We start from the raw sequence: 13,919 nt of genomic DNA on the forward strand, positions 1-13,919 counted from the left end.
CGGTCGGAACGGAGTGTCGGATCGCGGCGGGCGCTTGCCGCGCCGACGGTCGGGCGCCATGCTCCGCCTCGACGCGGACCAGCACGAGATGATCGGCCATGGGCCTTCTGGACGGATTGCTCGGACACGGCTCGGCCGTCGATGCGGCCTCCCTGGAGCGCCGGCTCGACGGCATCCTGATCGACGGCGAGACGGCGCGGCTCGCCTTCAAGATCATCCGGGACGTGTTCGTGTTCACCGAGCGCCGCGTCATCCTGATCGACGTCCAGGGCGTGACCGGCAGCAAGGTCGAGTTCCTGTCGGTGCCGTACCGCGCGATCGTGCGCTTCTCGGTCGAGACCGCCGGTACGTTCGACCTCGACGCCGAGTTGAAGATCTGGGTCTCGGGCGCGGCGGAGCCGATCCAGCGGACCTTGAAGAAGGGCGCGGACATCCGGGGCATCCAGCGGGCCCTGGCCGAAGGCGTGCTGCGCTAGCCCACGGCCCGACCGCGCGGATGACGGCCCGCTCCGACCCGCGGCGAGCCGTCCACGGCACGCGACGGCAGGAGGCGAGCTGCAGGAGGCGAGCTGCAGGAGGCGAGCTGCAGGAGGCGACCTGCAGGAGGCGACCTGCAGGAGGCGACCTGCCTACCGGACCACGCCCTTGGCCCGCAGCGCGTCGCGCGCGCCCTCCGGATAGTCCAGCTCCTCGGCCAGGATCTCGGCGCTCGAATCCCCGAGGCCCGGCGGCATGCGCCGCACCGGCAGCCGGCGGCCGTCGAGCCGGTACGGCGGGGCGATGACGTGGGCATTGCCGGGCGCCGTCACCACCAGCCCGGCCTCCTGGGCCCGGTCGCAGGTGAGCGCCTCGCGCAGGCCCATCACCTCGCCGCAGGGGATGCCCGCGGCCCTGAGCCGCGCGATCAGCGGCGCGCGCTCCCACTTGGCGAGTTCCGCCTCCAGCACCGGGATGAAGGCGGCGCGGTTGCGCGATCGGTCGAGGTTGGTGGCGAAGCGCGGGTCGGCGACCCAGTCCGGCCGCTCCAGCACCTGCTCGCAGAATCGGCGGTACTGCCCGTTGTTGCCGACCGTGATCACCACCGGCCCGTCGCCGGCCTCGAACACCCCGTAGGGCACGATCGAGGGATGGGCATTGCCGTAGCGGGGCGGATCGATGCCCCGGGCCAGCGCCTCCAGGCCGTAATAGGAGGTCAGCGCGACACCGCAATCGAACAGAGCGAGGTCGATCGTCTTGCCCCGTCCGGTCCGCTCCCGCTGGTACAGGGCCGCCAGCACGGCCTGGGCCGCGAACTGCCCGGTGAACAGATCGACCGCCGCGACCCCGAACTTGAGCGGCGGCCCTCCAGCCTCGCCGTTGAGCGCCATCACACCGGATTCACCCTGCACGACGAGGTCGTAGCCGGGTCGTCCGGCCTCAGAGCCGTCGGAACTGTAGCCGGCGATCGAGCAGTAGATCAGGCCGGAATTCTCCGCCGACAAGTCGCCGTAGCCGAGGCCGAGCTTCTCAGCCCCGCCGGTCTTGAAGTTCTGCACCAGGACATCGCTCTCGCGCGCGAGCGCCTTGACGATCGCCAGCCCGTCCGGGGTGGCGAGATCGATACCGATAGAGCGCTTGTTGCGGTTCACGCTGTCGAAATACGAGGTGTTGCCGGGGCTCGTGGGCACGCCCCAGTCGCGGGTATCGTCGCCGCGCTCCGGGTGCTCGATCTTGATCACGTCGGCGCCGAGATCGCCCAGCACCTGCGCGCACCACGGCCCCGCCAGGACCCGGGACAGGTCGAGGACGCGGATCCCGGCGAGCGGCAGGTCGTCGGTGGCGGATTCGGCATCCATCGCGGACATCCTCAGGCTCCCATGACGCCGTCGAGGCTGCGGACGGCTGCGATGAGTCTCGGGCGCGCCACCTCCATGAGGAAGCGTGCGTCGGTGATGACGGTGGGGGCGCCGCAATTGACCGACATGGGCGGCAGGCCGCCGCCGGGATGGAACCCCACCGCGATGGCGCAGACGGTTTCCTGCCACTCGCCGAACGAGGTGCAGCAGCCGATCTCCCGATGCTCGGCCACGGCCCGGTCGAGACCGGCCCGGAGCGCGGGCCAGGCGACCGGGTCCAGGGCCTTCAGGTCCTCGTAAATGCCCTCGCGCTCGCGATCCGTGCAGATTGCCACGTAGGCCCGGCCCATGGCGCTGCGGGCGAGGGAGATGCGCGAGCCGGTATCGAGGTTGAGCGAGATCGCCGCCGGGCCGCGCTGGCAATCGACGTAGCGCATGCTGAGACGGTCGCGGACGCCAAGTCCCACCGAGGCGTTGGCGGCTTCGGCCACGGCGCGGAGCACGGGCCGGGCGATGCCGCGGACGTCGAGGCCTCCGAGAGCCGCCGAGCTGAGCGCGATCGTCGCCGTGCCGAGGCGGTAGCGGCCGATCTCGGGCAAATGCTGCAGGTAGCCGAGCTTGGTCAGCGTGTAGGTGAGCCGTGATACGGTGGAGCGCGGCAGGCCGCAGGCCTCCGCGATGTCGTGGTTGGCGAGGCTCGTGCGCCCCGGACCGAAGCAGGCCAGCACCGACAGCCCCCGCGCGAGGGCCGTCACGAAGTGCCGGTCCTCCTTCGCGCCGAGTCCGGCGGTGTCGGGATCGGCCAGCAGGGCCGCGTCCGCATCCATCCGCGCCCTCATCGGTGCAGGAACGCCGCGAAGGCCGCCTGCGCCTCCGGGGCGCGGCGGAGCGCGTGGAAGACCTCCGCCTCCTCGCCGAGCGTCCGGACAACAGCTTCCTCGTGGCCACGGCGCAGGGCCTGCTTGGTGGCGGCGATCGAAGACCGGGGCAGGGCCGCGAGCGCGCGCGCCTTGCCCAGGGCGGACTCCAGCGCCGTCCCCGCCGGGACGGCGGCGTTGACGAGGCCCGCCGCGGCGGCCTCCGCGGCCGTGAAGGGCTCGCCGAGCATCAGGAGTTCGGCGGCGCGCTTCGAACCCGCCACCAGGGGCAGCAGGTAGCTCGATCCGCCCTCCGGGCTCAGGCCGAGCGCCGTGAAGGGCAGGCGGAACCGGGCGCCGTCCCCCGCATAGGCGAGATCGCAATGAAGCAGCAGCGTCGTGCCGATCCCGACCGCATGGCCCTCCACGGCCGCCAGGACTGGCTTCGGGCAGGCGCGCAGAGCCTTGAGGAAGGTCAGGCCGGGGCTGTCGCCGCCGGTCTCGACGTCCTGAAAATCCTTGAGATCGTTGCCGGCGGTGAAGCAGCCGCCGGCGCCGGTGAGCACGACGGCGCGCACCGCCTCGTCCCGGGCCACGGCCTCGATGGCCGCGGTCAGGCCCGCATAGGTCGCCCGATCGAGGGCGTTGCGCCGCTCCGGCCGGTCGATGGTGATGAGCCGGATCCCGGGCTCCGGGTCGGCGACGCGCAGGTTCGGGGGGGCGGATTCACACATCACAGGCGCGCCCCCGTCTCCCGAGCAGGCCGCTGTCCCCTCGCCGGACAGGCAACGGGCGGCGAGAGGCGGATACACCCGGACGCTCACGGCACGGCCTCGCCCGCGTACTCCGCCGACAGGCCGGCCATCCGCCCCCGCGCCGCCGCGTATTCCCGCGCGAGACGGGCCACGAGGTCGGCGGTGGCCGGCGCGTCCGCGATGGTGCCGACGCCCTGGCCCGCGCCCCAGACGTCCCGCCACGCCTTCACGCCGCCGCTGCCGAAATTCATCGCGGTCTTGTCGCGCACCGGCAGCGCCTCGGGATCGAGCCCGGCGGCGCGGATGCTGGGCGTCAGGTAGTTGCCCGGCACGCCGGTGAAGTAGGGGGTGTAGAGGATGTCGGCGGCCGCGCTGCCGGCGATCATGTCCTTGTAGGCGGGGGCGGCGTTCGCCTCCCGGGTGGCGATGAACCGGGTGCCCATGTAGGCGAGGTCGGCCCCCATGGCCTGGGCGGCCAGGATCGCCGCGCCCGAGGTGATCGCCCCCGAGAGGATCAGCGGACCGCCGTAGAACCGCCGGATCTCGCCGACGAGGGCGAAGGGGCTCAGCGTGCCGGCATGCCCGCCCGCGCCGGCGCAGACGAGGATCAGCCCGTCGACCCCGGCCTCCAGCGCCTTCTCGGCATGGCGCACGGTGGTGACGTCGTGGAAGACCACGCCGCCATAGGCGTGAACCGGGCGGATCACCGCGTCGGGCGCCCGCAGCGAGGTGATGATGATCGGCACCCGGTGCCGGACGCAGGCCTCGACGTCCTGGGCCAGCCGGTCGTTGGACGCGTGGACGATCTGATTCACCGCGAAGGGCGCGACCTTGCACGACGGGTCGGCCGCCCGGGCCTCCGCCAGCGTTCGCGTGATCCGCGTGAGCCATTCGTCGAGCAGAGCGGCGGGCCGGGCATTGAGCGCCGGGAACGAGCCGACCACGCCGGACAGGCACTGGGCGATCACCAGTTCCGGCCCGGAGACGATGAACATCGGCGCGCAGATCACCGGCAGGGCGAGGCGTCCGCGCAGGGCTTCGGGCAGGCGCCCGGACAGGGTCTGCTCGGGACCGTCGCTCACCGCCCGCTCCCTGCCGCCCGATTCCGCGCCGGACAGGCGCTCCCGGGCCGCTCGCCCCGATGGATGCCACGCACCGCGATCCTCCCCTGCTTCGGGCAGCCCGATCATCGCTCACCCGGCGGCGACCGCAACCGAGTCCCGCCCGGGGCCGTTTTGATGACATGGCGCCGGGGCGCGGGTCAAACGGAAGCATCCGTTGATTTCTGCAATGCAGAATGATCGGTTCGGAGATGACGTCAGCCGCAGACGAGTCACGACCTTCGCTTGACGCTCGCGTCGACCCGGACCAACATTCAACCAACGTGCAGACCATTATTCTGCATTGCAGAATGACAGGGAGTGTTGTGTGGTTCGTCAGGAGGTCGATGGCGGCGTGGCCGTGCTCACGCTCGCCAACCCGCCGGTCAACGCGCTCGGTGCCGCGTTGCGGGCCGCCCTCGACGGGGCCCTGGACCAGGCCATCGCGGACGAATCGGTCCGCGCGATTGTGCTGGCCGCCGAGGGTAAGGTGTTCGTCGGCGGGGCCGACATCACCGAGTTCGGCAAGCCGCAGCAGCCGCCGAGCCTGCCCGACATCCTGGACCGCCTCGATGCCAGCCCGAAGCCCGTGGTGGCGGCCATCAACGGCGTGGCCCTCGGCGGCGGCCTCGAACTGGCGATGGCCTGCCACGGCCGCGTCGCGGCGCCGGCCGCCAAGATCGGGCTGCCGGAGATCAAGCTCGGGATCATCCCGGGGGCGGGGGGCACGCAGCGCCTGCCGCGCCTGATCGGCCCCGACGCCGCCTTCCCGATGATGCTCACCGGCGAGCCCGTCTCCGCCGAGAAGGCGGCGGCGCTCGGCATCGTCGACGCCGTGGTCCTGGGCGACCTCGTGGCGGAGGCCCGGACCCGGGCCCTGGAGCTGGCCGATGCGGGCCGCCTCCCGCGGGTGCGCGACCGGTCGGGGAAGCTCACGCCGGAGGCCCGGGAGCGGTTCGAGAGCCTGGCCGCCGAGGCGGTGAAGCGGGATCCCGACGCCACCAACGTCCACGCCCTGGTGCGGGCCGTGCGCGCCGGCCTGGAGCAGGATTTCGACGCCGCCGTCGCGGTGGAGCGGGCCGAGTTCCGCACCCTGGTGGAGGATCCGCGCTCGAAGGCCCTGCGCTACGCCTTCTTCGCCGAGCGCGAGGCGGCCCGCGTCCCCGGCCTGCCGAAGGACACGCCCCGCCGCCCCGTCCGGACGGCGGCGGTGATCGGCGCCGGCACGATGGGCGGCGGGATCGCCATGTGCTTCGCCAATGCCGGCATCCCCGTGACGGTGATCGAAACGGAGGCCGGTGCCCTGGAGCGCGGTCTCGACCGGGTGAGGGGCCTCTATGCCGGCTCGGCCAAGCGCGGCTCGATCACCGAGGCGCAGCGCGACGAGCGGGTCGGCCGGATCACGGGGGCGATCGGCCTGGAGAACGCCGCGGAGGCCGACATCGTCATCGAAGCAGCCTTCGAGGACATGGGCGTCAAGCGGGAGATTTTTTCCAAGCTCGACGCCATCGCCAAACCTGGCGCGATCCTGGCCACCAACACCTCCTACCTCGACGTGAACGCCATCGCGGCGGTGACGAGCCGGCCGCAGGACGTGCTCGGCCTGCACTTCTTCAGCCCCGCCAACGTGATGCGCCTCGTGGAGGTGGTCCGGGCCGAGAAGACCGCGCCGGACGTGCTCGCCACCGCCCTGGATCTCGGCAAGCGCCTCAACAAGCTGCCGGTGACGGTGGGGGTCTGCTTCGGCTTCGTCGGCAACCGCATGCTGGAGCGCCGCAGCCGCGCCGGCGAGCGCCTGCTGCTCGAGGGGGCGCTGCCGCACGAGGTCGACACGGCGGTGACCGGTTTCGGCTTCCGGATGGGCCCCTTCGCCATGAGCGATCTCGCGGGGCTCGATATCGGCTGGCGCTCGCGCAAGGATTTCGGAGGCCGGGCGCCGGTCGCCGATTCGCTGGCCGAGCAGGGCCGCTACGGCCAGAAGACCGGCCGCGGCTTCTACCTCTACCCGGACGGCGCCCGCACCGGCACCCGCGACCCGGAGGTCGAGGCGCTGATCACGCGGGTCGCCGCCGAGCATGGCATCGCGCGCCGCAGCTTCACGCCGGACGCGATCGTGGCGCGGCTGATGTACCCGATGGTCAACGAGGGCGCGCGGATCCTGGAGGAGGGCATCGCGGCCCGGCCGGGCGACATCGATACGATCTGGATCAACGGCTACAACTGGCCGGCCTGGCGCGGCGGCCCGATGCACTGGGCCGATACGGTCGGGCTGCGGACGGTCGCCGAGGCGCTGTCGCGCTTCGCGGCCGAGACCGGCGACGACAGCCAGGAACCGGCGCCGCTCCTGAAGCGCCTCGCCGCCGAAGATGGCCGCTTCGCCGAGTGGAAGGCTTCGGCCTGATGCCGTGTCGGTTCGCGCCAACCAAGTCCCGGCTTCGAAAGGTCCGGGACCTTTCGCGGGTTCAGGGCAGCGCCCTGCCGACGGCCGAGGCCGCATCCGTCGGGGCCTCGCCCCGACACCCCACCAAAGGGCGTGACGCCCTTTGGGAACCCCAGAGGATTCCGGCATGACCGACGCGGTGATCGTCGCGACCGCTCGCACGCCCATCGGCAAGGCCCATCGCGGCGCGCTGAACCTCACCCGCGGCGCCGATCTGGCCGCCCACGCGATCCGCGGCGCCCTCGACCGGGCGCGGCTGGAGCCGGAAGCGGTCGAGGAGGTGGTGCTCGGCTGCGGCTATCCGGAGAACGCCACGGGCGGCAACGTCGCCCGCCATGCCGCCCTGGTGGCCGGGATCCCGGTCGAGTCGGCCGGCGTCACGGTCTCGCGCTTCTGCGCCTCGGGCCTGGAGGCGATCGCCAGCGCGGCCCGAAGGATCATCCTCGACGGCGTGCCGGTGGCTGTGGCCGGCGGCGTCGAGTCGATCAGCCTCGTGCAGCCCAAGGTCCAGCGGCAGCTGACCCGCAATGCGTGGCTGGAGGCGCACCTGCCGGCGATCTACATGCCGATGATCGAGACCGCCGACATCGTGGCGGAGCGCTACCGGATCTCCCGGGAGGCGCAGGATCTCTTCGCGCTGGAGAGCCAGCGCCGCACCGCCGCCGCGCAGGAACGCGGGCTGTTCGACGACGAGATCGTCCCGATGAGCGCCGTCATGGCGGTGACCGACAAGGCCACCGGCGAGACCCGGGAGGTCGAGACCCGGCTCTCCAAGGACGAGGGCAACCGGCCGGACACGACCCTGGAGGGTCTCGCCAAGCTCAAGCCCGTGCGCGGGGAGGGGGCCTTCATCACGGCGGGCAATGCCAGCCAGCTCTCGGACGGGGCCTCGGCCAGCGTGCTGATGTCGGCCGACGAGGCGGCGCGGCGCGGCCTCGAGCCCCTCGGCATCTTCCGGGGCTTCGCCTCGGCGGGCTGCGGGCCGGACGAGATGGGCATCGGCCCCGTCTTCGCGGTGCCGCGGCTCCTCGAACGGCAGGGTCTGCGCGTCTCCGACATCGACCTGTGGGAGCTGAACGAGGCCTTCGCGTCCCAGTCGGTCTATTGCCGCGACCGGCTCGGGATCGACCCGGACAAGGTCAACGTCAACGGCGGCGCCATCGCGGTCGGCCACCCGTTCGGCATGTCGGGGGCGCGGCTCGTGGGTCACGCCCTGCTGGAAGGCCGCCGCCGCGGCGCGCGCTACGCCGTGGTGACCATGTGCGTCGCCGGCGGCCAGGGCTGTGCCGGCCTGTTCGAGATCGCCCGGAGCTGAATCGATGGATCTGCGCTTCACCGACGAGGAAATCGCGTTCCGCGACGAAGTCCGGACCTTCTGCCGGACGGAGATCCCGGCCGAGATCCGAAAAAAGGTCTCGGAGGGGCGCAGCCTCTCGAAGGACGACTACGTCACCAGCCAGCGGATCCTCAACGCCAAGGGCTGGGCGGTGCCGCACTGGCCGCAGGAATTTGGCGGCCGGGATTGGACCCCGATCCAGCGCTACATCTACACGGAGGAGCTGTTCCAGGCGGCGGTACCCCTGCCGCAGCAGTTCAACTGCTACATGTTCGGCCCGGTGCTGGCGACCTTCGGCCGGCAGGACCAGAAGGAGCGCTTCCTCCCGCGCGCTGCCAATCTCGACGATTGGTGGTGCCAGGGCTTCTCCGAGCCCGGGGCCGGCTCCGACCTCGCCTCGCTGAAGACCAAGGCGGTGCGCGACGGCGACCACTACGTCGTGGACGGCCAGAAGACCTGGACGACGCTCGGCCAGCACGCCGACTGGATCTTCTGCCTCGTCCGCACCGACTTCGAGGCCAAGAAGCAGCGCGGCATCTCATTCCTGCTCATCGACATGAAGAGCCCAGGCATCACCGTCCGGCCGATCCTCACCCTGGAGGGCCGGCACGAGGTCAACGAGGTCTTCTTCGATTCCGTGCGCGTGCCGGTGGAGAACCTCGTCGGCGAGGAGAACAAGGGCTGGGACTACGCGAAATTCCTGCTCGCCAACGAGCGCACCGGCATCGCCCGGATCGGGCTCACCAAGGAGCGGATCGCCCGGATCAAGCGCCTCGCCCGGGAAATGCCGGCCGGACCCGGCACGATGTGGGACGATCCCGCCTTCCGGTCCCGCGTCGCGGAGGTCGAGGTCGAGCTGAAGGCCCTGGAGATCACCCAGATGCGGGTGGCGGCCAAGCAGGGCCGGGCGGATTCGGTGGAGCCGGACCCCGCCTCCTCGCTCCTCAAGATCCGCGGCTCGCAGCTCCAGCAGGCGGCGACGGAGCTGCTGGTGGAGCTCGCCGGGCCGTTCGCGCTCGCCGCCCCGGCACGCGGGGCAGGGGCCAACAACCTGCCCGGGGGCTTCGACTGGGTCGATGCGGCGGCGCCGAGCTATTTCAACAACCGCAAGGTCTCGATCTACGGCGGCTCGAACGAGATCCAGCACAACGTCATCGCCAAGGGCATTCTGGGTTTGTGAGACGATCCCGGATCCGCTTGCAGGCTTGAGAAACGCGGCGGTCGCGGCCTCGGCTCTCCCTCCCCCCTCTGCGGGGGAGGTTGGCCCCCGAAGGGGGTCGGGAGAGGGGAGCGACGTTTCAGGACGCGGGGCACGCCCTTCATGCCGGTTGCGCCCTGTCCTGCAGCCGGGTTCCCCTCTCCCGGCCCCTGCTGACGCAGGGGCCACCCTCCCCCGCAGAGGGGGGAGGGAACGTCCGAGGACACCACCATGGATTTCGACCTGAACGAGGACCAGTCGCTCCTACGCGACAGCGTCGAGCGGCTGGCCGCCGATCTCTACCCGTCCCTGGAAAGCCGGCAGGCGCGGCTCAAGGCGCCGCTCGGCTTCCCCACGGAGGGCTGGGCGGCTTTTTCCGAACTCGGCGTCACGGGACTGCCCTTCTCGGACGAGGACGGCGGCCTCGGCGGCGGCCCGGTCGAGACCATGCTGGTCATGGAGGCGGTCGGCCGCAACCTCGTGGTCGAGCCGCTGCTGGCGAGCCTCGTTCTCGGCTCGACGGCCCTGCGGCTCGGCGGCAGCGCCGCGCAGAAGGCGCGCCTCGTTCCCGACTTGGTCTCCGGTGACCTGCGCCTGACCCTCGCCCACACCGAGCGCCAGTCCCGCTACGACCTCGCCGACGTGGCGACCACGGCCCGACGCTCCGGCGACGGTTTCGTGCTGAGCGGGGCCAAGAGCGTCGTACCCAACGCCGACGCGGCCGGCCTGATGGTGGTCTCCGCCCGCGTGTCGGGGGAGCGGCGCGACGCGCAGGGGATCGGCCTGTTCCTGGTCCCGGCCGACGCCGCCGGCGTCGCGATCGAGGCCTACCCGACGCAGGATGGCGGCCGGGCCGCGGAGGTGTCCTTCTCGGAGGTGCCGCTGCCCGGCGACGCGGCGCTGGGCGATCCCGAAGCCGGCCTGCCGCTGCTGGAGCGGGTGGTGGAGCACGGGATCGCGGGGCTCGCCGCCGAGGCGGTGGGCTCCATGGACGCGCTCCACACGCTCACGGTCGAGTACCTCAAGACCCGCAAGCAGTTCGGCGTCAGCGTCGGGTCGTTCCAGGCGCTGCAGCACCGGGCGGTGGACATGCTGATTCAGCTGGAGCAGGCCCGCTCGATGGCCCTCTACGCCGCCATGATGGTCGACACGCCGGATGCGGCGGCGCGTGCGGCGGCCCTATCGGCCGTGAAGGTCCAGATCAACAAGGCCTGCCGGTATGTCGGCCAGGAGGCCGTGCAGCTCCACGGCGGCATCGGCATGACCCTCGAGTATATCGGCGCCCACCACTTCAAGCGGCTCGCCATGATCGAGTACCAGCTCGGCGACACCGCCCATCACCTGCGCCGCATCACGCAGGACGCGAACGGACTGCTGGCGGCGTAACGCACGCGGACATGGGGCTTCCAAAGGGCGTGCCCTTTGGTGGGGTGTCGGGGTGAAACCCCGACGAACAGGTCTCCGCCCCAGGCAGGGGAGGCGGAGACCTTGTGAAACCGCCTTCAGACCGTCGAGCGGTCAGTTGAACAGCGAGCCGACCCCGCCCTGCACCCGGCCGAGGCCGGCGCGGGCGACGGAATTGTTCGGATCGATCGTCGCTGCGCGCTGGTAGTTCTCCATCGCCTCCTTGCGCTGGCCCGACTTCTCGTAGGCCAGGCCGCGATAGGCCCAGGAGGTGGCGTCCTTGTTGTTGACGTTGAGGGCCGCGTTGTAGTCCTCGATCGCCTTCGGGTACTGGTTCGTGGCGATCAGGCTCTGGCCGCGCGCGGCGTAGGGCGCGGACTTGAAGGGGTCGCGGTCGATGGCGGCGTCGAAATCGGCGATCGCCTGCGTGTCCTGACCCTGCTTCTGCCGCACGAGGCCGCGGGCATGATAGGCCTCGGCCGATTCCGGCATCAGCCGGATCGCGACGTTGAGGTCGTTGAGCGCCTGGTCGAGGTTGCCCTGGGCGCGCTCGACATTGGCGCGGCCGATATAGGCCGGGCCGTAATTCGGATCGATCCCGATCGCCTTGGTGAAGTCCTGCAGGGCAGGGCCGTCGCGGCCGATCTGGCGGCTCGCCAGGGCGCGGTTGTTGTAGGCGGAGGCGGAGTTCGGATCGAGCTGGATCGCCTTGGTGAAGTCGGCGATGGCATCGTTGAACTGGCCGGCGCGGGCATAGGCGGCGCCGCGGGTGTTGTAGGCGGCCGCGTCGTTCGGGTTGCGCTGCACGACCTCGGTCAGGGAGGCGATGTTGACGTTCGTGGCCCCCGTGGTGTCCTTCTCGAGGACCGCGTATTGCCGCGGGCCGGCCGCGCTCCCGACGGTCTCGCAGCCCGCGAGGCCGGCGGCCGAGACCATGGCTGCGCCGATCAGTGCCGTCTTTCGTCCCAGCCCGTTGCGTACGTTCATTGCCCCACTCTCCCCGAGGCGTCGCCCGCCTTGCGCGTGCCCGCCTCGCCCCTCACAGTCCAAGAGCCCGCGCCGTGCGCCGGGCACGCCCGAATCCGGGGCACCGTCGCGCATCACGGTGAAGGCCGGCTTAAGAAGCGCCGCGTCGTGATCCGGCCCCCGCCCGTCCCGGGGACGAAGGCGGTACAGGCGGAATCGATCGACAGCATTCGGAACCGACCACGCTGTGGTGGAAGCGGTGGGATGTGGCGAAGGTATGGCTCGACGGTTCCGGGACGCCGCAGGCGGGCTTCCGACCGCCATGCGACGATGCAGGTGTGCCTTCGAAGCCTCAGGAACCGGCCGGGACGGGCCCGAGGCGGGTCACGTGACCCATCTTCCGGCCGGGACGCGCCTCGCCCTTGCCGTAGAGGTGCAGATGGGCGCCGGGCTCGGCCAGCAGGGCGTGCCAGTCGTCGGCCTGGGCGCCGATCAGGTTGCGCATCTCCACCGGCAGGCCGCCGACCCGGCCCGGATCGCCCAGCGGCCAGCCGCAGACGGCCCGCACGTGCTGGGCGAATTGCGAGGTCAGCGCCCCCTCGCTGGTCCAGTGGCCGGAATTGTGGACCCGGGGCGCGATCTCGTTGACCACGAGCCGCTCCGCCCCGTCCTCGCGGACGAGGAACATCTCGACGGCGAGGACGCCAACATAGTCGAGGGCGTCGGCGATCCGACGGGCGATCTCGAGGGCGATGCGTCCCGTCTCCGGGGCCACGCCCGGGGCCGGCACCCGCGTCAGAGCGAGGATGTGATCGCGGTGCTCGTTCTCGCACAGGTCGTAGGCCGCGAAGCTGCCGTCGCGCCCGCGGGCGCCCACCACGGAGACCTCGCGCTCGAACGGCACGAAGCCCTCCAGGATCAGCGGCGCGCCGCCGAACTCGGCGAACAGGGCGTTGCGGTCGCCCTCGGCCCGCTCGCGGAGCATGCGCTGCCCCTTGCCGTCGTAGCCGAAGCGGCGGGTCTTGAGCACCGCCGGCAGGCCGATCACCTCGATCGCCCGGTCGAGATCGTCGGGCGTGTCCACCGCCCGGAACGGCGCCGTCGGGATGCCCAGCCCGTTGATGAATTCCTTCTCGGAGAGGCGGTCCTGCGTGGTCGAGAGCGCCCGCGCGTTCGGGTGCAGGGCGGCGTGCCGGGCCAGGATGTCGGCGGTGGCGTGCGGGATGTTCTCGAACTCGTAGGTCACGACATCGACGCTGCGCGCGAAGGCGGCCAGCGCCTCGGCATCGTCGTAGGCCGCGCAGGTGGTCCGGGCCGCCACGTCGAAGGCGGGGCTGTCCGCGTCGGGGGCGTAGACGTGCGCCTTGAGGCCGTAATCGGCCGCCGCCAGCGCGATCATGCGCCCGAGTTGGCCTCCACCGACGATGCCGAGGGTGGAGCCGGGGCCGAGGATCTTGTCCGTCACGCGTTCTCTTCCGTCACCGGCCGTTCGGCCACCGAGGCGCTCTGGGCCGCGCGCCACGCCTCCAGGCGCTCCGCCAGATCCGGATCGGCGAGCGCCAGGACGGCGGCGGCGAGCAGGGCCGCGTTGATGGCCCCGGCCCGGCCGATCGCCAGGGTCCCCACCGGGATGCCCGCCGGCATCTGGACGATCGAGAGGAGGCTGTCCTGGCCGGACAGGGCCTTGGATTCCACCGGGACGCCGAAGACCGGCAGGCGGGTCATCGCGGCCGCCATGCCGGGCAGGTGCGCGGCGCCGCCCGCCCCCGCGATCACGACCTTGAGGCCGGCCGCGACCGCGCCTTTGGCGAAGGCCACGAGCCGGTCCGGCGTGCGGTGGGCCGACACGATGCGCGCATCGTAGGGTACGCCGAGGGCATCGAGCGTCTCGGCGGCATGCCGCATGGTCGCCCAGTCGGACTGGCTGCCCATGATGATCGCGACCGGAGGCGACGCCATCGTTGATCCCGGAAAAAGAGGGCGCTTACAGGCGGTGCGGGCCCGCGGCAAGGCGCGGCCCGAAGACGT

At 71.7% G+C, this 13,919-nt stretch carries 12 protein-coding genes; 5 read left to right on the forward strand and 7 right to left on the reverse strand.

From position 1 onward, the window contains the following. Nucleotides 1-98 precede the first annotated feature (98 nt). Nucleotides 99-476: a PH domain-containing protein gene (locus tag GGQ91_RS24255; RefSeq protein ID WP_043345852.1), complete on the forward strand. Its 378-nt coding sequence runs from the start codon at nt 99-101 to the stop codon at nt 474-476. 153 nt (nt 477-629) lie between these two features. Here the strand turns inward: GGQ91_RS24255 and GGQ91_RS24260 are convergent, their stop codons facing one another. The 4 genes from GGQ91_RS24260 to GGQ91_RS24275 all read right to left on the reverse strand — a co-directional run bounded on the left by GGQ91_RS24260 (nt 630) and on the right by GGQ91_RS24275 (nt 4,529). Continuing rightward, nucleotides 630-1,835, reverse strand: coding sequence for a CaiB/BaiF CoA transferase family protein (locus tag GGQ91_RS24260; protein WP_043345863.1), 1,206 nt, complete (start codon nt 1,833-1,835; stop codon nt 630-632). 11 nt (nt 1,836-1,846) lie between these two features. Then, nucleotides 1,847-2,662, reverse strand: a complete 816-nt coding sequence (locus tag GGQ91_RS24265) for an IclR family transcriptional regulator (RefSeq protein ID WP_051976095.1) — start codon at nt 2,660-2,662, stop codon at nt 1,847-1,849. A gap of 8 nt (nt 2,663-2,670) precedes the next feature. Beyond that, nucleotides 2,671-3,426, reverse strand: coding sequence for an enoyl-CoA hydratase-related protein (locus GGQ91_RS24270; protein WP_043383425.1), 756 nt, complete (start codon nt 3,424-3,426; stop codon nt 2,671-2,673). An 86-nt stretch (nt 3,427-3,512) separates the two neighbouring features. Beyond that, entirely contained in the window at nt 3,513-4,529 is a 1,017-nt protein-coding gene (locus tag GGQ91_RS24275) for an NAD(P)H-dependent flavin oxidoreductase (RefSeq protein WP_170861890.1), read from the reverse strand. Nucleotides 4,530-4,875: 346 nt separating this feature from the next. On the opposite strand from GGQ91_RS24275, the gene GGQ91_RS24280 reads away from it, so the two are divergent. The 4 genes from GGQ91_RS24280 (at nt 4,876) to GGQ91_RS24295 (ending at nt 10,907) form a co-directional block, all read left to right on the forward strand. Next, nucleotides 4,876-6,948 (forward strand): 3-hydroxyacyl-CoA dehydrogenase NAD-binding domain-containing protein, encoded by a 2,073-nt coding sequence (locus GGQ91_RS24280; protein WP_182593026.1) that lies wholly within the window; start codon nt 4,876-4,878, stop codon nt 6,946-6,948. 166 nt (nt 6,949-7,114) lie between these two features. Further along, nucleotides 7,115-8,302, forward strand: coding sequence for an acetyl-CoA C-acyltransferase (locus tag GGQ91_RS24285; protein WP_182593027.1), 1,188 nt, complete (start codon nt 7,115-7,117; stop codon nt 8,300-8,302). Between the two features lie 4 nt (nt 8,303-8,306). Next, complete coding sequence (locus GGQ91_RS24290; RefSeq protein ID WP_182593028.1) at nt 8,307-9,503, forward strand: acyl-CoA dehydrogenase family protein; 1,197 nt, start codon at nt 8,307-8,309, stop codon at nt 9,501-9,503. A 249-nt stretch (nt 9,504-9,752) separates the two neighbouring features. Then, on the forward strand, nt 9,753-10,907 hold the full coding sequence (locus GGQ91_RS24295) for an acyl-CoA dehydrogenase family protein (protein ID WP_182593029.1): 1,155 nt from the start codon (nt 9,753-9,755) through the stop codon (nt 10,905-10,907). Between the two features lie 132 nt (nt 10,908-11,039). Here GGQ91_RS24295 and GGQ91_RS24300 read toward each other — a convergent pair whose 3' ends face one another. The 3 genes from GGQ91_RS24300 to purE all read right to left on the reverse strand — a co-directional run bounded on the left by GGQ91_RS24300 (nt 11,040) and on the right by purE (nt 13,850). Beyond that, nucleotides 11,040-11,912: a tetratricopeptide repeat protein gene (locus GGQ91_RS24300; RefSeq protein ID WP_043347979.1), complete on the reverse strand. Its 873-nt coding sequence runs from the start codon at nt 11,910-11,912 to the stop codon at nt 11,040-11,042. Between the two features lie 331 nt (nt 11,913-12,243). Beyond that, nucleotides 12,244-13,356, reverse strand: a complete 1,113-nt coding sequence (locus tag GGQ91_RS24305; protein ID WP_043383440.1) for a 5-(carboxyamino)imidazole ribonucleotide synthase — start codon at nt 13,354-13,356, stop codon at nt 12,244-12,246. Continuing rightward, nucleotides 13,353-13,850: a 5-(carboxyamino)imidazole ribonucleotide mutase gene (purE, locus tag GGQ91_RS24310; RefSeq protein WP_043383443.1), complete on the reverse strand. Its 498-nt coding sequence runs from the start codon at nt 13,848-13,850 to the stop codon at nt 13,353-13,355. Before purE ends, GGQ91_RS24305 begins: the two co-directional genes overlap by 4 nt. Nucleotides 13,851-13,919: the final 69 nt, after the last annotated feature.

This window comes from Methylobacterium fujisawaense (assembly GCF_014138435.1).
GTDB classification, from domain to species: Bacteria; Pseudomonadota; Alphaproteobacteria; order Rhizobiales; family Beijerinckiaceae; genus Methylobacterium; species Methylobacterium fujisawaense.